General features: G+C 72.7%; 15 protein-coding genes and 2 pseudogenes. 7 read left to right on the plus strand and 10 right to left on the minus strand.

Annotated elements, in window-relative coordinates; genetic code table 11:
• Nucleotides 1-78: 78 nt before the first annotated feature.
• The 3 genes from LQ326_RS18045 to LQ326_RS18055 all read right to left on the minus strand — a co-directional run bounded on the left by LQ326_RS18045 (nt 79) and on the right by LQ326_RS18055 (nt 3748).
• Nucleotides 79-1332: a polysaccharide deacetylase family protein gene (locus LQ326_RS18045; protein ID WP_234537951.1), complete on the minus strand. Its 1254-nt coding sequence runs from the start codon at nt 1330-1332 to the stop codon at nt 79-81.
• Nucleotides 1333-1522: 190 nt separating this feature from the next.
• Nucleotides 1523-2224, minus strand: a complete 702-nt coding sequence (locus LQ326_RS18050; RefSeq protein WP_234537954.1) for a DUF4232 domain-containing protein — start codon at nt 2222-2224, stop codon at nt 1523-1525.
• Nucleotides 2225-2350: 126 nt separating this feature from the next.
• The gene (locus LQ326_RS18055) at nt 2351-3748 is read right to left on the minus strand and encodes a serine/threonine-protein kinase (protein WP_234537957.1); all 1398 of its coding nucleotides are present in this window, start codon (nt 3746-3748) and stop codon (nt 2351-2353) included.
• A gap of 46 nt (nt 3749-3794) precedes the next feature.
• Here LQ326_RS18055 and LQ326_RS18060 point away from each other — a divergent pair, with 46 nt between their 5' ends.
• The 5 genes and pseudogenes from LQ326_RS18060 to LQ326_RS18080 all read left to right on the plus strand — a co-directional run bounded on the left by LQ326_RS18060 (nt 3795) and on the right by LQ326_RS18080 (nt 10928).
• The gene (locus LQ326_RS18060; RefSeq protein WP_234537960.1) at nt 3795-4343 is read left to right on the plus strand and encodes an RNA polymerase sigma factor; all 549 of its coding nucleotides are present in this window, start codon (nt 3795-3797) and stop codon (nt 4341-4343) included.
• A 179-nt stretch (nt 4344-4522) separates the two neighbouring features.
• A complete protein-coding gene (locus LQ326_RS18065) occupies nt 4523-5722 on the plus strand; it encodes a glycosyltransferase (RefSeq protein WP_234537962.1) in 1200 nt (399 codons plus the stop codon).
• 350 nt (nt 5723-6072) lie between these two features.
• Complete coding sequence (gene helR, locus LQ326_RS18070) at nt 6073-8298, plus strand: RNA polymerase recycling motor ATPase HelR (RefSeq protein ID WP_234537965.1); 2226 nt, start codon at nt 6073-6075, stop codon at nt 8296-8298.
• Nucleotides 8299-8458: 160 nt separating this feature from the next.
• Nucleotides 8459-8835: pseudogene (locus LQ326_RS18075) on the plus strand (toxin Doc).
• Between the two features lie 464 nt (nt 8836-9299).
• A complete protein-coding gene (locus LQ326_RS18080; RefSeq protein ID WP_234537968.1) occupies nt 9300-10928 on the plus strand; it encodes an RICIN domain-containing protein in 1629 nt (542 codons plus the stop codon).
• A gap of 223 nt (nt 10929-11151) precedes the next feature.
• On the opposite strand, the pseudogene LQ326_RS49225 reads toward LQ326_RS18080, so the two are convergent.
• Nucleotides 11152-11262 (minus strand): annotated as a pseudogene (locus tag LQ326_RS49225) (Rv1265 family protein); the annotation flags it as partial.
• Nucleotides 11263-11647: 385 nt separating this feature from the next.
• Here LQ326_RS49225 and LQ326_RS18090 point away from each other — a divergent pair.
• The gene (locus LQ326_RS18090; protein ID WP_234537971.1) at nt 11648-12070 is read left to right on the plus strand and encodes a subtilase-type protease inhibitor; all 423 of its coding nucleotides are present in this window, start codon (nt 11648-11650) and stop codon (nt 12068-12070) included.
• Nucleotides 12071-12420: 350 nt separating this feature from the next.
• Here LQ326_RS18090 and LQ326_RS18095 read toward each other — a convergent pair whose 3' ends face one another.
• The 6 genes from LQ326_RS18095 to LQ326_RS18120 form a co-directional block, all read right to left on the minus strand.
• On the minus strand, nt 12421-13923 hold the full coding sequence (locus LQ326_RS18095; RefSeq protein ID WP_234537974.1) for an MFS transporter: 1503 nt from the start codon (nt 13921-13923) through the stop codon (nt 12421-12423).
• A 373-nt stretch (nt 13924-14296) separates the two neighbouring features.
• A complete protein-coding gene (locus LQ326_RS18100; protein ID WP_234537975.1) occupies nt 14297-17116 on the minus strand; it encodes an NHLP bacteriocin export ABC transporter permease/ATPase subunit in 2820 nt (939 codons plus the stop codon).
• 1 nt (nt 17117) lies between these two features.
• Complete coding sequence (locus LQ326_RS18105; protein ID WP_234537977.1) at nt 17118-19340, minus strand: NHLP family bacteriocin export ABC transporter peptidase/permease/ATPase subunit; 2223 nt, start codon at nt 19338-19340, stop codon at nt 17118-17120.
• On the minus strand, nt 19337-20143 hold the full coding sequence (locus LQ326_RS18110; protein WP_234537980.1) for an HlyD family efflux transporter periplasmic adaptor subunit: 807 nt from the start codon (nt 20141-20143) through the stop codon (nt 19337-19339). The genes LQ326_RS18105 and LQ326_RS18110 overlap by 4 nt, the downstream gene beginning before the upstream one ends.
• Before the next feature lie 126 nt (nt 20144-20269).
• Nucleotides 20270-20485, minus strand: a complete 216-nt coding sequence (locus tag LQ326_RS18115; RefSeq protein WP_234537982.1) for a type A2 lantipeptide — start codon at nt 20483-20485, stop codon at nt 20270-20272.
• Between the two features lie 492 nt (nt 20486-20977).
• Entirely contained in the window at nt 20978-21391 is a 414-nt protein-coding gene (locus tag LQ326_RS18120; RefSeq protein WP_234537984.1) for a PaaI family thioesterase, read from the minus strand.
• A gap of 207 nt (nt 21392-21598) precedes the next feature.
• Between LQ326_RS18120 and LQ326_RS18125 the strand changes: the two genes are divergently transcribed.
• Nucleotides 21599-22951 (plus strand): S1 family peptidase, encoded by a 1353-nt coding sequence (locus LQ326_RS18125; protein ID WP_234537985.1) that lies wholly within the window; start codon nt 21599-21601, stop codon nt 22949-22951.
• Nucleotides 22952-22969 lie beyond the last annotated feature (18 nt).

Below are 22969 nucleotides of genomic sequence, written 5' to 3' on the forward strand. Positions count from 1 at the left end.
ATCAAGTACGGCCCGCCCATGAAAGCAGATGAAAACTAATGAACACAGATGAACTCAGATGAAAGGAGATGGACCCGATTACTGGGACGGGCTGCCCGCCGCGCCCAGGAACTCCGCCCAGCCGCCCACCGGCGCCTGCCCCGGGTTCAGCGTGCGCAGCTTGCGCAGCACCGCCGGGTCCTGCGCCTCCAGCCACGCCACCAGCTGCTTGAAGGACACGAAGCGCACGTCGTCGTGCTGGGCCATCCGGCCGATCGCCTCTTCCACGGCGTCCATGTAGATGCCGCCGTTCCAGCGCTCGAAGTGGTTGCCGATGAAGAACGGCGCCCGGTTGGTGGTGTACGCCCGCTCGAATCCCGCCACGTAGCTGTCGCGGGCCTGGGTGCGCCAGGCGTCGTACCGGGTCTTGTCGCCCAGCGGATTTCCGGCGGACTGGTTGTACATCATGTTGTAGTCCATCGACAGGACCTGGAAGGAGTGCCCGGGGAACGGTATGGACTGCAGGGGGAAGTCCCAGATGCGGTTGCCCTGCACCTTGCCCGGCCAGATCTGCAGGCCGCCGGGGGAGGAGGCGTCGTACTTCCAGCCGAGCGCGGCGGCCGTGGGCAGCAGGTTGCTCTGGCCTTCCAGGCACGGGGTGCGGCCGCCGGTCAGCTCCTTGCGGTAGTCGAAGGGCAGCGGCTCCAGGTCGGTGAAGCCGGTGTTCGTCTTCCACTTGGTGACGAAGTCCACGGCCTGGTCGATCTCGCTGCGCCACTCGGCGGGCGACCAGTTGCGCACCCCGTCGGAGCCGCAGAAGTGGCCGTTGAAGTGGGTGCCGATCTCGTGGCCCTCCAGCCAGGCCGCGCGCACCTGCTGGAGCGTGGCGTGGATGTGCCGGTCGGACAGGTAGCCGATCGCGGAGGCGCCGACCGCGTGCTGCGGGGGACGGTAGAGGCTCTTCTTCGACTCGGGCAGGGTGTAGATGCCGGAGAGGAAGAACGTCATCTTCGCGCCGTGGTCCGCGGCCACCTTCCGGAAGCGGGAGAACAACTGGTTGCTGAGCTCGCCCGCGCCGTCCCAGGAGAACACCACGAACTGCGGCGGCTTGGTGCCGGCCGCCAGCCGCGTCGCCTTCGGCTGGTGCGGCTGCGCTCCGGTGTCGGCGGTGGAGCCGTCACCGATGAGCTTCAGCGGCCTGGCCGGCGCGCCGCCGCCTTTGCCGTCCGCGGCCGGACCGCTGCCGCCGAGCGTCCAGTCGCCGTTCGAGCACCCCGACACCGCGCCCAGGGCACCCAGGGCCCCCGCCGTCGCGCCCGCCGTCAGCACCCGCCTGCGAGAGATGCCGCTCATGTCCGCCCCGATTCCGTCGTCCAGGCCCCTGGTGGAGCCCCGCTGCCATGTGGTCGACGGGTTCGATGGGCGGTGCGGCGGAAAAGATCGGAGCCGGCCGCGCGTGTTGCACGTCTGTGACAGTTGTGGCCCGGACGTGACGAACCCCGCTGCCCGGGGGAGAGGGCAGCGGGGTCCGGTCAGGGGGTGGTCAGGCGCCGGTACCGGCGCTGAACACGTTCAGGCGCACCGAGGAGGCGTTCCCGGAGACCGGGACCGCGCCGCCCGTCCAGGCGACCTTCAGTGAGTCCCGCTCGTCCGGCGGGGTGACCAGCAGCGCGGCCGGAGTCGCCGTCTTGGCGCCGCTGACCTCCGGGTTGGAGAAGGTCAGCCCCGCCCAGGCGCTCTGGCCCGGCTTGAGGGTGACCGTCGCCGCGGTGCTGCCCGACTCGCGCTGCGGGTCCGGGCCGAGCTGGGTGCCGGAGGCGTTCACGAAGGCGGCGCCCGGGTAGCCGCGCACGGTGCAGGTGCGGCCCGACTTGTTGGTGAGCACGATCGGGAAGTTCTCCTGACCGGCCCCCGGGTTGTTGGCGCCCACCGAGGCGGACAGGTCCGAGGTGTGGCAACGGGTGCCGGCCGCGGTGGCGCTGCCGGTCTTGGTGGAGCCGGTCGACGAACCGCCGCTCGTCGCCGAGCCGCCGGTCTGCGAGGACCCGGTGCCGGACGGGGCGGCGGAGGTGTCCGAGGTGTCCGTGCTCGACGCGTTGCCGGTCGCGGGCGCCGCCGTGCCCGACACCGACTCCGGGGACGTGCCCTGACCGCCGTTGCCGCAGGCGGTCAGCAGGCCCAGGGCGGCGACCGTGCTCGCGAGCAGGGCGGCCCCGCGCCGCAAGGACTGGGACGTGTGCGCCATGTGGATCAACACTCCTGGATGTCGTGGTACGCCCGCGAGGCGTGCCCGAGGCGCTCCGTGCGCCGTCACTTCCATCCGATGCCAGAAACAGCGGAAAAGTTCGGGGGCACGCCGGGATTCGTCGGGTCAGGTGACCCGAAGCGACCGGAGTATGCCATCCGTGGTGCTCTTGTCGACGGCGCCCTTCTGCCGTACCTGCACGTACACCTGGGGCCGGCTGTCCCCGCCGGCCGGACCGAGGGCCGCCTCCTGGATCGAGCCGCCCGCGCCGGAACAGCCGCTCCAGCTGCGGACCTGCCCCTTCCAGTCGCTGCTGGTGAAGGCGCGGCTGCCGTCGTAGTGGCAGCCGGAGTGACTCAGGGCGTTCACCTTCGCGGTGACGTTCCCGTGCGCGCTCACGCCGATGAACACGCCGTTCACCGCGGCTGACAGGTCCTGCCACTCCGACACGTCGTCGGCGACCTCCAGGCCGGGCTCGTGCCCGGCGGTCAGCCCCAGGGCCTGCGGATTCCAGCCCGAGTCGCGCAGCTCGCCCGCCCAGCCGGACGGCACCTCGGCCGTCACCCGCCCGGTGGAGTCGGCGACCCGCGTCCCGTCCCCCGCCGCCCCGCCCCGGTCGATCATCGTGACCGCGAGTGCCGTGCCCCCCGCGGCGAGGACCGCGGCGACGGTCAGGGTGACCGCGTTGAGCCGCCTGCGGACACCGTCCAGCCGCCCCGGCCGACGGGCCGCCGCGGCCGCCGCCAGCCGGTCCAGCTCGTCCGCGAAGGCCTGCGCGGACGGCCAGCGCCGCTGCCGGTCCGGCTCCAGGGCCCGCATCAGTGCCCGCTGCACGTCGTCCCCGAGGTCCGGCCGCAGCCGCTCCGGCCGGACGACCTGCCCGGGTGCCGCCGGCACCGTCCCGGTCACCAGCTCGTAGCCGACCGCGCCCAGCGCGTACACGTCGGCGCGGGCGTCGATGCCCTCGCCGGGCCGGGCCTGCTCCGGCGGCTGGTACCCCGCCGAACCGGCCGCCAGCGTGAGCCCCGACGCCTGCGCCAGGCTCTTCGCCAGCCCGAGGTCGGCCAGCAGCACCCGGCGGGTGCCGTCCTGCGCGGTGCGCAGCAGCACGTTGGTCGGCTTGATGTCCCGGTGCACGATCCCCGCGCTGTGCAGGTCCGCCGCGCCGCGCGCCGCCAGCGCGGTCAGCCGCAGCGCGTCGGGCACCGGCAGCGGGCCCGCCCCGAGCAGGTCGGCGAGGGTGCCGGCGTCGGCGTACTCCATGACGAAGTACGGCCGCCCGTCCGGGAGCTCGCCGATGTCGTAGACCTGCACCACGCGCTTCGAGTCGGCCCGCCGCAGCAGCCGCGCCTCGGACAGGAAACGATCGTGGACGTCGAGGCGATGGGACCAGTTGTCGGCGAGCACCTTCACCGCCACCGGGGCGTCCAGCTGGTCGTCGTGGGCGAGCCAGACCGTCCCGAAGGCACCGGTGCCCAGGCGCTGTTCGAGGCGATAGCGGCCGATCCGCTCCAGGGGTTGCATACGACTATCATGCCTGTCCTGAGATCGACTTCGAGGGGGACCTCCCGTGCCGGACGCCGCGCTGACCGAAGACCTCGCCCGGCGGGCCGCGGCCGGCGACCAGGTGGCCCTGAACCAGCTGCTCTCCGAGGTCTGGCCCGACGTCGTACGACGCTGCGGGCGGTTCCTGCCGTGCCGGGAGGACGCCGAGGAGGCGGCCCAGGACGTGCTGCTCCAGATCTCCCGGAAGATCTCCACGTTCGAGGGCCGCAGCCGCTTCAGCACCTGGCTGTACACGGTCGTCGCCAACTGCGCCCGGCAGAAGTACCGGGACCTGAAACGACGGGCGGCGGAGCAGCCGGCGGCCATCGAACCGGCCGAGCACGTCGACCCGCGGACGACGAGTGTGATCGCGGGGTCCCGGATCGATCTGCTGGAGGCGCTGGACCGGCTGGAGCGGGAACATCCGCAGCTGGTCGCGCCGCTCGTCTACCGGGACATCTGCCAGCTGGACTACGCCGAGGTCGCCGAGCGGGTGGGGATCCCGCTGGGCACGCTGAAGTCCCGGCTGCACGAGGCACGCAAGCAGGTCCGGCCGTGGCTGAGTGCGCCGTGACAGCGCCGTGACAGCAGAAAGGGCCGCACGTCGGCGGCCCGGAGGAAACACAGGGCGAGGAGGTCTTCTCCTTGCCCTTCTTAACGTATAGCGCACTGGGGGGCTTGCGGCAAGGCCCCCCTGGTCCCGCAGAATCGCTGGCCGAAGCCAGGAACCACGGTATTTGGGGGATGTGCGACGTGCGTGTGCTGTTGATGGGATATGGGTCGCGCGGCGATGTCGAACCGCTCGCGGGACTCGCGGTGGCGCTGCGGAGGCTCGGCGCCGAGGCCCGGGTGTGCGCCCCGCCGGACGAGGAGTTCGCGGAGCTGCTGGGCCGTGCGGGCGTGCCGCACGTGCCGTTCGGGCCGTCGGTGCGCGCGCTGGTGACCCGGCCGAAGCCGGCACCGCAGGACGCGTTCAAACTCGCGCCCGAGCTGGTCGCCGCGCACTTCGGGACGGTCGCCCCCGCAGCCGAGGGGTGCGACGCGCTGGTGGCGAGCGGTCTGATGCCGGCCGGCGCGCGGTCGGTGGCCGAGAAGCTGGGCATCCGCTACGTGCTGGCCTGCTTCCACACGGCCGGGCTGCCGTCCTCGCGGTTCCCGCCGGCCGCCCGGCCGGGCCGCCCGGCCCCTGCCGACGCCGACCTGCCGACGCTGTGGAAGGCGGACGCCGAGCGGGTGAACGCCCTGTACGGGGAGGCACTCAACACGCACCGGGCCGCGCTCGGCCTGCCCCCGGTGGACAACGTCCGTGACCACGTCCTCACCGACCGGCCGTGGCTGGCGGCCGACCCGGGGCTGGCCCCCTGGCAGGACATGACGGATCTCGACCTCGTGCAGACCGGCGCGTGGCTGCTGCCGGACGAACGCCCGCTCCCGGCCGAGCTGGTGGCTTTCCTGGAGGCCGGCGCTCCGCCGGTGTACGTGGGCTTCGGCAGCATGGTCATGCGCGGCGCGCCGGACACCGCCCGGGTGGCCGTCGAGGCGGTGCGCGCCCAGGGCCGCCGGGTGCTGGTCGGGCGCGGCTGGGCGGACCTCGCCCCGGCCGACGGCGCCGACTGCTTCGCCGTCGGCGAGGTCAACCACCAGGCGCTGTTCCGCCGGGTCGCCGCCGTCGTCCACCACGGGGGCGCGGGCACCACGACGACGGCCGCCGTGGCCGGTGTGCCCCAGGTGATCGTCCCCCAGATCGTGGACCAGCCGCACTGGGCGGCCCGGGTGGCCGCGCTGGGCATCGGCGCGGCCCACGACGGCCCGGTCCCGACCGTGGAATCGCTCTCGGCCGCGCTCGCGACCGCCCTCACCCCCGGCACCCGGGACCGTGCGGCCGCCGTCGCCGGCACGATGCGCACCGACGGAGCGACCGTGGCCGCGCGCCTGCTCCTCGACGGCGCCTGAGCCGTACACACGGCCACCGTGGCCCCTCCGTGCGGGGCGCGGGGGCCGTATCGATCCGCGGCGCCGCCGCGTGGGCGCGACCGGTCCCGACGGCCCCGCGGTCCCGCCCGGCCGCAGCCCGCCGCGAGCCCCTGACAGCAGTCCCGACGGTCCCGCCCGGCCGCAGCCCGCCGAGAACCCCTGACAGCGGTCCGGTTCGGGCCGCAGCCCGCCACGAGCCTTGACGACGGTCGTCGTCCCGCCCCCCTGTTCGTCCCACACCTCTGTTCGTCCCCCCTGTTCGTCCCGTCCCTCCGGACGCCCTGCCGTACGTGCCCGCCGCCGCGCGGCCTCCCCACGGAGCTGATGCATTGAACCCCCTGACCACCAGCGCCTTCGACCTGCCCGAAGGCCTCTCCGCCAAGGCCGACCCGGCCCTGATCGCCGACGACGAGCGGCACCTGGCCGCCGTCGCCGAGTGCCTCGCGCAGTCGATCGCCGAGCTGGCCGACCGCCTCGAAACCGAGCTCAGGGCGCCGGGCGGCACCGGCCGGGCGGCGATGGACCGGGACGCCGAGGTCCACCGGCTGAGCGGACGGCTGCGCACCCTGCGCCGCTTCGGCCTGGACCTCTGCCTGGGACGCATGGTCGGCGCCGACGACCCCGGACCCGTGTACATCGGCCGGCTCGGCCTCACCGACGGCACGGGCCGCCGGCTGCTGATCGACTGGCGGTCACTGGCGGCCGAGCCGTTCTTCGCGGCGACCCACGCCGACCCGATGGGGCTGCGCAGCCGCCGCAGGTACCGCTGGCGGGACGGCCGGATCAGCGACTACTGGGACGAGGTGTTCACCGCCGACGGGCTCGACGGCCACGCCGCGCTCGACGACCAGTCCGCGTTCATCGCCAGCCTGGGCGCCGACCGGTCGGAGCGGATGCGCGACGTGCTCGCCACCATCCAGGCCGACCAGGACGCCATCATCCGCGCGGGCTCCCGGGGCGCCCTGGTCGTGGACGGCGGCCCGGGCACCGGCAAGACGGTCGTCGCCCTGCACCGCACGGCCCACCTCCTGTACTCCGACCCGCGTCTCGGCCACCGGCGCGGCGGAGTGCTGTTCGTCGGCCCGCACCGGCCCTACCTGAACTACGTCCGCGACGTCCTCCCGAGCCTCGGTGAGGAGGGCGTGCAGACCTGCGTCCTGCGGGACCTCGTCGACGAGGGCGCCGCCGCGGCGGTGGAGGCCGACCCGGAGGTGGCCCGCCTGAAGTCGTCGGCGGACATGGTGCGGGCGATCGAGACGGCCGTCCGCTTCTACGAGGAGCCCCCCGCCCGGGGCATGACGGTCACCACCGACTGGGCCGACCTGCGGCTGAGCGCCGACGACTGGGCCGACGCGTTCCGGGCACCGGGCCCGGGCACCCCGCACAACGAGGCACGCGAGCAGATCTGGGAGGAACTGGCCGACATCCTGCTGGGCAAGTACGACGGCGACGACGTCCCGCCAGAGGAGTTCCGCAGGTCGCTGCGCGAGGACACGGAGCTGGCCGACACCCTGAACGGCGCGTGGCCGCTGCTGGAGGCGACCGACCTGGTCTCCGACCTGTGGTCGGTGCCCGCCTATCTGCGGATGTGCGCCCCGTGGCTGGACCGCGACGAGGTCCGGCTGCTGCAGCGCGCGGAGCCGCGGGCCTGGACGGTCTCCGACCTGCCGCTGCTGGACGCGGCCCGGCAGCGGCTCGGCGACCCGCAGGCGGCGCGGCGCAGACAGCGGCACGAGGCCGTCCTCGCGGCCCAGCGCGAGCGCATGGCGCAGGTCGTCGACAACCTGATCGGGGCCGCCGCCGACTCCGGCGCCGACGGGGACGACGGGGAGGGCCTGGTGAGGATGCTCCGCGGCGAGGACGCCAAGGTCAGCCTGGTCGACGAGTCCGAACTGCCCGTCCCGGCCCCCGGTCTTCTGGCCGGCCCGTTCGCGCACATCGTCGTCGACGAGGCCCAGGAACTCACCGACGCGGAATGGCAGATGCTGCTGCTGCGCTGCCCGTCCCGCAGCTTCACCATCGTCGGGGACCGCGCCCAGGCACGGCACGGGTTCCCCGAGACCTGGCAGGAACGGCTGGCCCGGGTCGGGTTCGACCGCGTCGGCCTGGCCTCGCTCAGCATCAACTACCGCACCCCGCGCGAGGTCATGGCGCAGGCGGAGCCGGTCATCCGGGCCGTGCTCCCGGACGCCAACGTGCCGACCTCGATCCGCGGCTCGGGCCTGCCCGTGGTCCACGGATCCGTGGCGGAGCTCGACGGCATCCTCGGCGGCTGGCTCGCCGCCCACGCCGAGGGCGTCGCCTGCGTGATCGGCGATCCCCGCTTCACACCGGCGTCCCGGATCAGCTCGCTCACTCCGGAGCTGGCGAAGGGACTCGAATTCGACCTGGTCGTCCTTGTCGACCCGGACAGGTTCGGCACGGGCGTCGCGGGCGCTGTCGACCGCTATGTCGCGATGACCCGCGCGACCCGGCAACTGGTCGTCCTGACGAGCGACCAGGACGAGGACCGACCGGGACGAGCGACCGGGACGTCGGCCGGGGCGAGCGACTGACTGAGCAGGTCCCTGGCCGCCGGCGGGCGTTCGCTGGTCTTCGTCACCGCCGAGACCGTCGACGCGCGCGGCGTGGTGGTGCCCGATGCCGAGCACCTCGTCTCACGCCGCCGAGTTCCCCGAGGACGAGCCGCCCGCGAAGGGCGAGGCCGCCTGACCCGTGCCGCCGGTCATCCACATCGACGTGCCCTGGCTGCTCCGGCGCCACGAGGAAGTCATGCCGGGGCGGCCCGCCGTCAACGACTTCTCCGCGCCGGTCGCCGCCGTCGCCCGAAACGGGCCGATCCGCCCCGGCTCGGCGTGGACTCCGACGCGGCCCGGCGGGCCGCCGCGCTGCCGCACACCCTCGCCCCGCTCAAGCCGCTGCCCTCGGCCGACGCCAGGTTCGCCGGTGCGACCGCCGTGGCCTACCTGTACGTCAGCGGCGTCGGCATCGACCCGGCTTACGGCGCTCTCGTCGACCTCACCCGCGACCTGATGAGCGGCGAGGCCGACGTCTACGCGGCGGCGGACCGGCTCCGTTCCTGGCAGCTCTGACACCTGCCCGGACGCGCAGGCGAGTCGCCCCGGCGCCTCAGGGCCGCCGGCCGAGGGCGGGAGGAACGGGGCCGGCGGCCTGCTACGCACGAAAGAGCCGCCGTTTCGCGCGGGGCCTCGCGAGGAGGGCCGGACATCAGTGGACCACCCGTGCGGGCGGGCCGGGAGCGTGCGTGCGGGGCCGGCGCGGGCGTGCGGTTCACACGGGGTGCGCGGAAAGGTGAATGGGGCCATGAAGGGGCAATAGCCACCGCTGCCTTTCTGACTTTCTGTCAACGCCGTCGATGTCGTACGGGTGCCTTGTTGCTTGTGTGAGACTTGTGCGAGGGTGAATACCCGCGCGGGGTAATGGCCGGGGATCATTTCGGCAGTTGGGGAAGGCGACCGACACCGCGTCGGCGAATTCCCGCTCCCCGCAGGCGCACCGAAGAGGTACGCACCATCGCACCAAAGGAATCCGCTCCGTGCCCACCCCCCATCCGCCTCGCCCTCCCTATCCGCCGCCCGGGGGTGGTGCGGGGGAGTCCGACGAGTCCCTCGCCGCCCCGCTGCGAGCCGGATCCGACATCGAGGCCTCCCGGTCCGCCGCGCTGCTCATGGCCCGGCACTGGCGACCCGTTCAGGAATACGCGGCCATCTGCCTCGCCGTCTCCGGGCCCATCGCGCACATGGTCGCGGCCGCCGCCTTCCATCAGGTCCTGGACCGGGTGGCCCTGGGAGAGACGGCGGACGCGATCCGGCCGCGCCTGCTGGTCACCGTCCGGGACACGGTCGCCAACTGGTCCGCGGAGGACCGAATAGCGGAGGTTCTTCCCGACCTCGGGAAACCGGCCGGCGGTCGTGGTATGCGCGCCACGAAGTCCCTGACACCGGAAAACCGCACCCTCGCCGAGCGTTCATTCCTGGGTCTTCCGGCGCTCGCCCAGAGCCTGCTCTGGCATGTCGAGGTGGAGGCCGAGCCGATAACCGTACCGGCCGGTCTGTTGGGCATGGACACGACTACCGCGTCGGCGGCTCTCGAAGACGCCCGGGAGAAATTCCACGAGGGCTGTGTCCGCGCCCACCGGGATCTCGCGCCGTCCCAGGAGTGCCGCTACTACAACCGGCTGCTCGACGTACCGATCCGCCGCGGCGGCGCCCTGCTGCCGGACGTCCAGGAGCACCTGGCGCAGTGCCCGTACTGCCGGGCCGCCGCCGAACAACTCGGCCATGTCGACGGCGGACTGGGGGTGCTGCTCGTGGAGGCGGTGCTCGGCTGGGGAGCCCGCCGCTACCTCGACTCGCGCCCGGGCCGCAAGGGCGCACAGGAAACTCCCGGCGGCCGCGCCGCCCGGCGCGCCGGAGGCGGCGGGCGCCGCCGCGCGGCCGCCCGGACCCGGATCCTCGCCCGCATCCCCGTGCCGGTGCGCCGCCCGCCGGGCTCCTGGTCGTCGAAGACGCTGCTGACCAGTGTCGGAGTGGCCGGGGCGGGACTGCTCACCTCCGTCCTCGCCGTCAGCGCGCTGTCCGGCGGCGGCGACGGCGGCGACGCGGTCGCCACATCGGGCCTGGTGCCCGGCGACTCCGAGCCCGAGGCGACGCCCACCTCCGGCACGGCCGGGCTGCCCGTCGCCGACCACACCACCCGGCTGCGCAACGCCGCCGCCCAGCTCTGCCTGGACATCAACGGTGACCCGACGGCCGGGGCGAGCGTCGTGCTCGCGGTGTGCTCCTCGGCCTCGACCCAGCAGTGGACGTACGAGAGCGACGGCGAACTGCGCAGCGCGGCCGGCAAGAACCTGTGCCTGGACTCGCACGCGGACGCCGGGGTGGTCATCCTCGGCACCTGTGCCGAGGCCGGGGCCGAGCGCGGCAAGGACGTGCGCTACGACCTCACCGGCCAGGGCGAGTTGCTGCCGAGCTGGGACGAGACCCTCGCCCTCGCCACGGGCGGTGTGGACCCCGGCTCCGACATCGTGGTCAAGGTCCGCGACCACACCAGCGCCCAGCGCTGGCTGACCGACGCCCCGGCACCGTCCCAGAGTCACGGCTCACTCTCCATCGCCGGGAGCGGCGGGCCGTCCGCGCAGCCGGCGGAACTGGCCGGACACTGAGCGCTCCGCCGGAATCGCCGTGGTCCGCCGGTCGTTCGTCCGCGGCGCCGTCGTGGCTGGTCGCGCCCAGGCGGCGGTAGCCGCACCTGCGATACGGCGCCGTGCGCCGTCGGGGCGCCGCCGAGCGGCCGGTCTCACTCCTCGTCGGCGTCCGGGCCCCGGCCCGGACCCGCTCGACGTACTCCAGCGACTCCCGCCGTTCGGTCAGCCACTCGTCGGTGTGCCGCTGGACCGGCCGCACGCCCCAGGCCGGCGCCGCACCGCGGCTGCGTGCCACGCCGCCGGCGACCAACGTGTCCAGCACCTGACGCCCGGGCAGGCGCGGCCGCGTCACCGCCGGGGCTGCCCCATGCGTGAGCAGCGCCCGCTGCCCGGCGCACCGTCAGCGGGCGCATCCCCGGGCCCACTTCGGTTGCGGCACGAGGGCAAGGGCTTGCCCTGAAGCCGGCCGCCGACGGAAGCGGAATGTTTCAGGACGATTAACGAGGCGGTGAGATCCGGCCATCCGGCCGCTTCGGGTGATCAAGAACCGCTCCGTTGCGGGGTCGGCATGTTCGAATTCCGTGACTTCACGCCACTGATTCAATACGCAATGTTACTGAAACCTGTGGGTTGGATGTGTGTTTCGGCGGCGGACTCGGCAGAGTGGCGCCCGCCGCCCCCGGCACCCACCGGGCCGAGGGGCGGCACCCGTCGAATCGAGCGGAAGGATGCACACGATGCGAACCACCGCGCGCTGGGCAGCGACCCTCGGCCTTACGGCCGTCGCCGTCTGCGGACCCCTCACGAGGGCCGCCGTCGCCGCCCCGAGCTCGCTCTACGCCCCCTCGGCCCTGGTGCTCACCACGGGCCACGGCACAGACGCGGCCACCGCCACGCCCGAGCGCGCCGTCACCCTGAACTGCGCCCCGAGCGCCTCCGGCACCCACCCGGCCGCCGCCCAGGCGTGCGCCGAACTGCGCGGCGCTGGCGGTGACTTCGACGCACTGGCGCCCAGCGCCGATGTGTGGTGCACCAAGCTGTACGACCCCGTCGTGGTCACGGTCGAGGGCGTCTGGCAGGGCAAGCGCGTCTCCTACGAGCACACCTTCGGCAACCAGTGCATGAGGGACGCCTACGGGGCGAGCGTCTTCGCCTTCTGAGCCCGGGATCGCACGGTCTTCGTGACTGCCGGGCAGGTCCGTAACTGGGGAGTGCGGCCCCTGGGGCGGGGACCTGCGATCTCGTGACGGGGGTCGGACGGGCGGAGTGGGGCCGCCCGCCGACCCCCGGCATCACTGCCGCTCCCCGGCCCTCCCGTCCCGGGGAGTGCCGGGGAGCGGCGGGAACCGTCTCGGCAGCCCGCGGCCCGCAACAGCCGCGGATTCCGGGGCACTTCGCACACCGGCCACCGCGCACCCTCGGACGGCGACGGCGAGCCATGGCAACGGCGAGGGGCCACCGCCTCCCTGCTGACGGTGACCCCTCGGTCCCTGCTGCGGCTCCGCGTACGTCACATGTGAACAACCGGCGCCGCGTCCGCGTCCTGCAGCGGCACCCCCCGCCGGAACAGCAGGAAGGCGATCACCGCGCCCGCCGCGAACATGCCGGCCGACCACCAGAACGCGGTCGTGTAGCTCTCGATCGTGGCCTGGGCCTGCACCAGCTTGTTGGTGGCGTCCTTGCCGGCCAGGTAGTCCGTCGCGGCGCTCGCCGCGAGCGTGTTGAGCAGCGCCGTACCGATCGAACCGCCCACCTGCTGCATGGCGTTGACCGTCGCCGAGGCGACACCCGCCTCGTCGGCCGTCACCCCGCCGGTGGCCAGCTGCATGGATGCGGGCATGACCAGGCCGAGGCCGAGACCGGTGATGACCAGCTGCGGGAGCACCGAGCCGACATAGCTGGAGCCGACGCTGATGCCGCCCAGCCAGGCCATGCCGACCGCGGAGATCGCGAAGCCGAGCGGGACGACCGCCTTCGGCCCGATCCGCGGTACCAGGACCTGCGTGCCGACCTGGGCCGTCACCATCAGGGCGCCGATCATCGGCAGGAACGCCACGCCGGTCTTCGTGGGGCTGAAGCCGAGGTTCAGCTGCAGGTAGTAGGTGAGGAAGAGGAACACGCCGAACATGCCGCCCGCGGAGATCAGTACGGCGAGGAACGAGGCCGCCCGGTTGCGGTCCAGCAGGATGCCGAGCGGCAGCAGCGGGTACCTGGCCTTGGTCTGCCACCAGGCGAAGGCCGTCAGCAGCACCACGCCGGCGAAGAGGAAGCCCCAGGTCAGCGGGGAGCCCCAGTCGTGCGTCTCGGCGTTGGAGAAGCCGTAGACCAGCGAGAACAGACCGGCCGCGACCAGGACCGTGCCCGGCACGTCCAGCTTGGAGTTCCCGGCGTCCCGGTGGTTGTGCAGCAGGGCCATGCCGCCCGCGAAGGCGACGACGGCGATCGCGACGTTCACGTACAGGGTCGAGCGCCAGTCGAACGTGTCGGTGAGGACACCGCCGAGCAGCAGGCCCACCGCGCCGCCGGCGCCGGCGATGGCACCGTAGACACTGAAGGCGCGGGCCCGCTCACGGGCGTCGGTGAACGTGGTGTTGAGCAGGGAGAGCGCGGTCGGGGCGAGCAGCGCGCCGAAGGCACCCTGCAGGGCGCGTGCGGTGACCAGCATCCCGAAGCCGCTCGCGGCACCGCCCAGCGCGGAGACGGCGGCGAAGCCGACGACTCCTACGAGGAAGGCGGTCTTGCGGCCGAACAGGTCGGCGATCCGCCCGCCGAGCAGCAGCAGGGAGGCGAAGCTGAGGGCGTACGCCGTGACGATCCACTGCCGGTTGCCGTCGGAGAACCCGAGGTCGGCCTGGGCGGACGGGAGGGCGATGTTCACGATGGTGGCGTCGAGCACGACCATCAGCTGGGCGATGGCGATGACCGCGAGGATCCACCATCGCTTCGAGGACGCGGCCGGGGGTGCCTCCTCGGCACCGACGCGGACGTCGTCGGTCAGTGTCTTCTCAGACATGCGGAACCACTCCAGGGAAGTCGTTCGGGATTCACCGAGAAGCCGCTTCGATGCCACGGCGCCTGCAGAACCGCGAACGAAACGGTTTCGTACACATCGAGCGTAGACCACTTTCAGCGAAACGGCAACGTTTCGCTGGCGCGGCGAGGCCGCCGCGCCGGCACGGAACGGCAGGTGCACCCACCTGGGGGCGCGGGCCGAAGCTGATGTGCGGCAACCGCCGCGTGGGGCGACCGGCCTCCGGAGAACACCGCCGCCCGCGACAGCGCCGGGAGAGTCCGCCGCTCCCGGCGCTGGAAGGAGTACTACCAAGGCTGTTCCGGCGCCGGCCTGGCCGCCGACGGCCCCGGCCCCGGCAGCGAGGCCGGACCGGTCACGCCAGCTGCCGCCGGACCAGCTCGTGCAGGCGCCCGCCGGTGTCGGCGAGCAGCTGGGCCGGCGCGCCCTGCTGGGCGACCTTGCCGTCCTCCATCACGATCACCCGGTCGGCGTCCATGACCGTCGACAGCCGGTGGGCGATCACGATCCGGGTGGCGTTCAGCTTGCGGGTGCTCTCGATGACCGTGCGCTGGGTGTCGTTGTCGAGCGCACTCGTCGCCTCGTCGAAGAACAGGATGCGGGGGCGCCGGATCAGCGCCTGGGCGATCATCAGCCGCTGCCGCTGGCCGCCCGAGATCGCGCCGCTCCCGGCGACGATCGTGTGCAGCCCCATCGGCATCCGCTTGATGTCCTCGGCGAGGCCCGCCATCTCGGCCGCTGCCATCGCCTCCTCGGGGGTGTACGGCTCGGTGCCGCAGATGACGTCCAGGATCGAGCCGGTGAACGGCTGCGCGTGCTGGAGCACCACCCCGCACTGGCGGCGGACCGCCGACCGGTCCAGCGCGCCGAGGTCCTGGCCGTCGTACAGGACGCTCCCCGAGACCGGCTTGTCGAAGCCGATCAGCAGCCGCAGCAGCGTCGACTTGCCGCAGCCGCTGGGGCCCACGATCGCGACGAACTCGCCCGGGCGGACGGCGAACGAGACGTCGTCCAGGACCAGGGGACCGTCGTCCGCGTACCGGAACGAGAGGCGGCGGGCCTCGACGGCGCCGGACAGCGGGCCCGGGCGGGTGCTGGCGGTGCGCACCTCGGGCGCGGCCTCAAGGACCGGCTTGATCTCCTCGAAGAGGGGAAGCGCGGCCACCGCCGACACGAACGAGCCGGTCAGCTGGGTGACCGAGGTGAGCAGCATCGTCACCGACGTGTTGAAGGCGAGGAAGGCCGCGGCGTCCATGGCCCCCTTCGCCGGGCCCGCCAGCAGCATGAACATCAGCAGGGTGCAGACCGGGAGATAGACCGAACCCAGCACCGAGGTGAGGTTCTTGATCCGGCCCACCTTCTGCTGGAGTTCCCGGCTGCGCGCGAACTCACCCGCCCAGGCCGCGTACGCGTAGTTCTCGGCCGCGGCCACCCGCAGCTTCGGCAGGCCCCGCAGGGTCTGGAAGGCCTGGTTGTTCAGCTTGTTGCCGAGCACCACCAGCCGGCGCTGCCAGCGCACCTGCCACAGCCCGAGCCCCAGGAACAGGGCGGCGATCACCACGAGCATGGCAAGGGCCGCCAGCGCCATCGGCACGCTGTACCAGAACAGCAGGCCCAGGTTCATCGCCCCGACGGTCACCGACTGGGCGACCACCGGGCCGACCCCCGCCAGCAGCCGGCGCATCGCGCTGACGCCCATCGCCGCGCTGGCCAGCTCGCCGGTCGAGCGCTGGGTGAAGAACTTGGTCGGCAGCCTCAGCAGCCGGTCCCAGACAGCCGGTTGCAGGGTCGCCTCGATCCGGCCCTCCAGACGGAGGATGGTCAGGTTCTCCAGGAGCGTGAACGCGGCCGACACCACCGCGCTGATCATCACCGCCAGACAGACCTGCGCGATCAGGTCCGTCTGGGCCTTCGGCACGTACTCGCCCAGCACCTTGCCGGTCGCGATCGGTACCAGCGAGCCGATCGCCACGGTCACCAGCCCGGCCAGCAGCAGACCGCCGAGGTCCCCGCGGGTGCCGCGCATGCTGAAGCGGAGCAGGCCGAGCGGGCTGAGCGCCTTGTCGGGCAGCGGACGGTAGAACATCACCGCGCGCGGCTCGAACTCCGCCGCGTTCGCCTTCTCGATCGGGGTCTCCCGGCCGGTCGCCGGATGGACGGCCACATAGCCGCCGCGCCGCCACAGCAGCGCGACCGGCGCGCCGGACAGGGCGCGGTGCCCGACCAGCGGGCCGACGTCGTCCCGCCACCAGCGGCCGTCCAGGCGTACCGCCCGGGTCCGCACCCGGGAGGCGAGGGCCGCCCGCTCCACCGGATCGATGCGGTCGCTCTCGGTGCCGCTCTGCGCGGGTTTCGCGAGGGTGATGCCGGCGGCCTCGGCGACCAGCCTGCAGGCCGCGTAGGAGGCGTCGGCGTCGGCGGCCGTGGTGCGCTTGGCCGCCTTGCCGATGGAGGCGAGCAGGGTCCGGTCGGCCTGGGCGCGGACCGCCTCACCGGCCTTGATACCGGCCGCCGTCCGCGTCTCGTGGGTGCGTTCCAGCTGCTCGATCCACCGGTCCAGGGTGGTCAGCAGCCGGTACTGCTGGTCGACCATGCTCTGCCACAGCGCCGGGTCCATCAGCAGGTCGGCGGCCGCCTCCGCGCCGTACAGCGAGCCGTACTGCACGCTGCCCGGCGGCACCTGCATCCAGAAGACGTCGTCGTCGGTGGGGGCCGCGGCACGCTCGCTGGCCGTCATCGGGGCCTGGAAGAGGATGGACAGACCGCGGCCCGTGCCGAGGGCGAGCGCGTACTCCAGGGGGCTGGTGACCGGCGGGACGTACTGGGGGTTGCCGTACTCGTCGTAGGACCAGGTCTGGGTACCGGCCGGCTGGTACAGCTCGCGCAGCCCTACGCGGTGCACGACGCAGTCGCGCAGCGGGCGGGCCACCAGGGTGTGCTGCGGGCCCGCGACCGGGCCGAGCAGCAACGCGCCGGCCTCCAGGCGGCCCAGGTGGTGCCAGTGGCCCTGCTGTTCGGCGTCCACCGCGAACAGGTCCAGCGCACCGGACGCCACCAGCCACAGCACCTGCGGGCCTTCGAGGTCGAGGCGGGTGAAGCCGGCGCAGTCGATCCGGGTGCCCAGTGAGCCGAGCGCACCGAGTACGAGGTCGCCTTCGCCTGCGGTCGTCGTCATCTCATCGCTCCCTGACCAGCGCGGCGTACGCCCCGCCGCGTGCCACCAGTTCGTCGTGCCGCCCGCGCTCCACGATCGTGCCGTGCTGGAGCACGACGATCTCGTCGCTGTCGCGCACCGTGCTCAGCCGGTGCGCGATGACGACACAGGCGCAGCCCCGGCGGCGCAGGTTGTCCATGACGATCAGCTCGGTCTCGGCGTCCAGGGCACTGGTCACCTCGTCGAGAACGAGGATGCTCGGCCGGCGTACCAGCGCCCGCGCGATCTCCAGGCGCTGGCGCTGGCCGCCGGAGAAGTTGCGGCCGTCCTGCTCGACCTTGCTGTGGATGCCGCCGGGCCGGCGCGTCACCACGTCGTACAGGGCCGCGTCCCGCAGCGCCTCCACCACCGCCTCGTCCGGGATCGAGGGGTCCCACAGCGCCACGTTGTCGCGCACCGAGCCCTCGAAGAGGAAGACGTCCTGGTCGACGAAGGACACGGAGGCGGCCAGTGCGCCCCGCGGGATGTCCTCCAGGCGCTGCCCGTCGATGCGGATCACGCCCTCCCACGGGGAGTAGAGACCCGAGATCAGCCGGGAGACCGTGGACTTGCCGCTGCCCGAGCCACCCACCAGGGCGACCTGGCGGCCGGGGCCGACGGTCAGGTCGAAGCCGGTGAGCAGGGGCTTGTCCAGCGGGCTGTAGCCGAAGGTGATGTTCTCCAGCTCGACATGGCCCTGCAGCCGCCGGGTGGATTCGCCGGCGCCGGGGCGGGCGTAGACCGGGTCTGCCTGGAAGTTCTCCACGTCCTTGAGGCGGGCCACGTCGGCCGCGAAGTCCTGGATACGGCCCGCGACGCCGTTGAGCCTGGTCAGCGGGGCGGTGAAGCGGGTGACCAGGGACTGGAAGGCGACCAGGAGGCCGACCGAGATGCCGCCCTCGACCGCCCGCATGCCGCCGATCCACAGGATCAGCGAGCTGTTGAGGGTCGCGAGCGTCGGCGCCACCACCCCGAGCCAGGCGCTGGGCACCCCGAGCCGCTGCTGCTCCTCCAGGGTGGCCGCGTGCTGTCCGGCCCACCTGCGGAAGTAGCCGTCCTCGCCGCCGGTCGCCTTCATCGTCTCGATCAGCTGGAGGCCGGTGTAGGAGGTGTTGGTGAGCCGGGCGGTGTCCGCGCGCAGCTTCGCGGTCCGGGTCGCGCGCAGCCGTACGACCAGCCGCATCGCCACGATGTTCAGCAGGGCCACGCCGATGCCGAGGAAGGTGAGCTGCACGTCGTAGGTGTAGAGGAGCACCGCGTACAGGACGACGACCACCGCGTCCACGCCGGCCGCCGCCAGGTCGCGGGCCAGGGTCTCGGCCACCTGGTCGTTGGACTGGAGGCGCTGCACCAGGTCGGCCGGGCTGCGCTGCGAGAAGAAGGTCACCGGCAGGCGCAGCAGGTGGCGCAGGAAGCGGGCGCTGGACAGGGTGGAGGAGACGATCCGGCCGTGCAGCAGGTTCGCCTGCTGCAGCCAGGTCAGCACCAGGGTGAGCAGGACGCAGGTGCCCATCGCGGCGAACAGCACGGTGAGCAGCGAGGTCTGGCCGCCGATGAGGAACAGGTCGATGTACTGGCGGCTGAGCGCGGGCACCGCCGCGCCCACGGCCACCAGCAGCAGGCTGGCCAGGACGGCGGCCGGCATGGTGCCGGCGGTGCCGCGCAGCCGGGCCGGCATCGCGCCCAGGATGCCCGGCCGCCGGCCGCCCCGCTCGAAGCCGTCGCCCGGTTCCAGGACCAGCACGACACCGGTGAAGCTGCCGTCGAACTCCTCCATGGGCACGAACCGGCGGCCCTTGGCGGGGTCGTTGATGTAGATGCCCCGGCGGCCGAGGCGGCGGCCCATGCCGTCGTAGACGACGTAGTGGTTGAACTCCCAGAACAGGATCGCCGGCCCCTGCACGTCGGCGAGGGCGGCCAGGTCCATCTGCATGCCCTTGGCCGTGAGGCCGTAACTGCGGGCCGCCTTCAGCAGGTTGCTGGCGCGCGAGCCGTCGCGGGAGACGCCGCAGGCGATGCGCAGCTCCTCCAGCGGCACATGGCGGCCGTAGTGGCCGAGGACCATGGAGAGGGAGGCGGCGCCGCACTCGACGGCCTCCATCTGGAGCACGGTGGGGGTGCGGACCGTCCGGCCGCGGCCCTTGGGGACCGGACGTCCGGGCGGCGCGGCGCGGCGGCGGCCGCGGGTCTCCTGGGCGGTGGTCACGGCAGCAGCCAATCGACGGGACGCTGGTCGGCCAGCCGGATCGAACCCGAGGCCAGGGTCATGGAGTCGAGCCTGAACGGCGGCCCGTCGGCCGAGGACCACCGGTAGCCGCTCTTCGTCCTCGCCGACCGGTCCAGCCGGACCAGGACGGCCACCGGGCGGCCGCTCTTCGTGAACTGCTCGCCGAGCTGGCTGTCGCCGAGGAACGCCGAGATCGACTGGGCCGACTGGGCGCTGCGGTCCACCGACTTCACATGGCCGCGCAGCACGCCGTACTCCTGCGTCGACACCGATGACACGGTCAGGTCGACCGGGGCGTTCGCCGGGATGGCGGAGGCGTTCTCGGCGGGGACGTAGACCGTCGCGTACAGCGGGTCCGAGGCGTGGGCGACCTTCTCCACGGCGGCGACGTTCGTGCCGGTCTGGATGATCTGCCCGATGGTCGCGGCGAGCGCGCTGATCCGGCCCGCGGCGACCGTGCGCACGACGGAGTCGCCCTGGCCGGTGTGCACCTTCAGTACAGGGGAGCCGGCCGGCAACCGCTCGCCCTGCTCGGCGAGGACCGCCGTGACCTGCCCGGCGACCGGACTCTGCAGGATGTAACTGCCCTGCCCGTGGGTGAGGATCGCCTGCGCGCTCACCGTGGAGGCGACCGAACCGGTCACCGCCCACACCGAGGCGGCCGCCATCACGACGACCGAGACGGACAGCGCGAGCCAGCCCTGCGGGCGGGCGAAGCGCACGGGGAGATCGAGTTCCTCGGGCGACTGGAGCTTGGCGAGGGCCTGTTGGCGGAACTGCACGGAACTTCCCTCACCTAGGGGAGAGGCACTGGTGAAGAGGGTGTTTCAGAGCGAGGGGCGTTTCGGCACACCCGAGAGCCCCGGAGCCGGGATCCGGCTCCGGGACTCAGCGGCAACGAGGTGCGATCAGAGACCGGCGACCAGGTTGGTGACCGGCTGGGTGTTCAGGCCGGTGACACCCTCGACGGTGCCGACAACGGTGTTGACCAGGCCGGAAACCGGGGCGATGCCGTCCACCAGGCCGGTGACGGTACCGAGGGCGTTCACGGAGAGGCCGCCGGAGACGTTGTCGAGCTCGGCGTCGGAGATCTCGACGGTCTCGACCTGGGGGGTGGAGTTCATGATGGAACTTCCCTTCATATGGATATTCACAAGGGGGGGAGCGGCCCCCCGACGCCCTTCAGGACAGAACAACGGCCCAGGGGGGACGAGCGGATGGCCGCGACCGCGGGCGCCGGGCGCCCGTTTCCGAGAGCCCTTCGCGGCTCCCGCGGTGCGATGGATCAAAGCACGCCCACGGTCCACGCTTCCAATCAACCAACCGCCTCACCTGGGAAGTTGAGGGCGGGATGGGTGCAACCGTGCAGGCGTGCGCACCGCTTGTCGGTCACTCCTTCACAAGCCGCACGACATCGCCCCGGCCGCACGGCTTGCCTGCCCGGCGGCGAATCCGGCACTCCGGGCCAAGGGCACGGCAGGGGGCGCGCGGTTGTGCAGATACACCCTTCTCCGTGACCCGCTTGGGCATGGGGTGTGCAGATTCCCTGAAGCAAGGATTCCGGTCCGTGATCGCGACGGACCGTGGTTGACCGGTTGCCGACCGTGTCGGACCGGTCAGCTCAGGAGCGCGTACACCGTGCTCGCCCGGGCCGCGAGCGCGCCCGACCTCTGATCGCGCATCGTGACGTCGGCGAACGCCGTCCGGCGGCCCAGCTTGGTCAGCACCGCTTCGATCAGGACATCCGAACCGGTCACCGCGCGCTGGAACGAGGTCGACTGCTGCACCGTCGTCATCGGCACGAAGCCGCCCCGGGCCGCCGACACCGCGATCACCGTCGCCGTGTCGGCCGCCGCCATCAACGCCTGCCCCGACAGTCCGCCGCCCTCCCGGGACAGCCGCTCCGACCAGGGCAGGCGCAGCGTCGCCCGGTCCTCGCCCACCGACTCGACGGCCAGCCCGAGATCGAGCACCCAGGGGGCGAAGGCGGTGGAGAGGATCTTGTCGGCTTCGGCGGCGGTCATCGTCATATGGGGGATTGTTCCCGGACCGGCGGCCCGGCAAGCGGACCTGGTTCACCACGGGCGCGCCATGGCCGATTCAGCACCGGGTCAAGGAAGTTGGGAAACGGAATTGAACGCACCGCGTGACCCGCCCGTACCTATGGCCATCCAGGCGCCGCTCACGAACGACTGCCCCGCAACGGCAGACACTCCGTCCCTTGGAGGTCGAGAAGTTTGAGTCACAAGCGAATTCCGAAGCGCAAGGCCGCTGTCGCGGTGGGCGGTGTCGCGGCGCTCGGCGCCGCGGCGTTTCTGCTGCCGATGGCCAACGCGTCCCAGGACAACGCCTCCGGCGCCACCGCCTCCGCTCCCAAGACCCTGAAGGCGACGGGCGCCTCGGATCTCGCCGCGCAGCTGCAGCAGTCGCTCGGCCAGGCCTTCGCCGGGTCCTATTACGACAGCGCCAAGCAGCAGCTCGTCGTCAACGTCGTCAACGGCGACAGCAACGTGATCGTCCAGGCGCAGAAGGCCGGTGCGGTCGTCCGGCAGGTGCAGAACAGCACCAAGGACCTCCAGGCCGTCGCCCAGACCCTCAAGACCAAGGCGACCATCCCCGGCACCGCCTGGGCCGTCGACCCGAAGACCAACAAGGTCGTGGTCAGCGCCGACAGCACGGTCACCGGCACCAAGTGGGACACGCTGCAGTCGACCGTGCGGAGCCTCGGCTCGAACATGGCGAGCCTCAAGAAGTCCTCCGGCGCCTTCAAGACCCTTGTCTCCGGCGGCGACGCGATCTTCTCCCAGGTGCAGAACGGCACCGTCCGCTGCTCCCTCGGCTTCAACGTCACCGCCTCGGACGGCAGTCCCGCCTTCCTGACGGCCGGTCACTGCGGGGTGGCGGCCAAGGACTGGTCCGACTCCGAGACCGGCCAGCCCATCGCCACCGTTGACCAGGCGCAGTTCCCCGGCAACGGTGACTTCTCGCTCGTCAAGTACAACGACGCCACCACCCAGGCGCCGAGCGAGGTCAACACGGGCAACGGCCAGACCGTCGCCATCAACCAGGCGGTGGACGCCACCGTCGGCGAGACCGTGTTCCGGATGGGCTCCACCACCGGGCTGCACGACGGCCAGGTCACCGGCCTCGACGCGACCGTCAACTTCCAGAGCGAGACCGACCCCAACGGCGTCGACACCGTCACCGGCCTCATCCAGACAAACGTCTGCGCCGAGGCCGGCGACAGCGGCGGCTCGCTGTTCACCCAGGACGGCGGCGCGGTCGGCATGACCTCCGGCGGCAGCGGCGACTGCACCGCCGGCGGCGAGACCTTCTTCCAGCCGGTGACCGCCGCCCTGCAGGCGACCGGCGCGACCCTCGGCGGTGGCGCGGGCGCCGCCGGTGCCGGTGCCGGTGCCAGCGCCGACCCGTCCGCCACCGCCGGTGACCAGGCCGGCGGCAACCAGATCGGCGGCACCGCGGACCCGTCCGCGACGGCCGGCGACCAGAGCGGCACCGGCACCGGCACGGGCGACCAGTCCGGCGCGGGAACCGGCACCGGCACCGAGAACAGCTCGTCGTCCAACTGACCCATCGCGCGGCCTGCC

Origin of the sequence: Streptomyces shenzhenensis (genome assembly GCF_021462265.1) — a bacterium.
Classification (GTDB): Bacteria; Actinomycetota; Actinomycetes; order Streptomycetales; family Streptomycetaceae; genus Streptomyces; species Streptomyces shenzhenensis.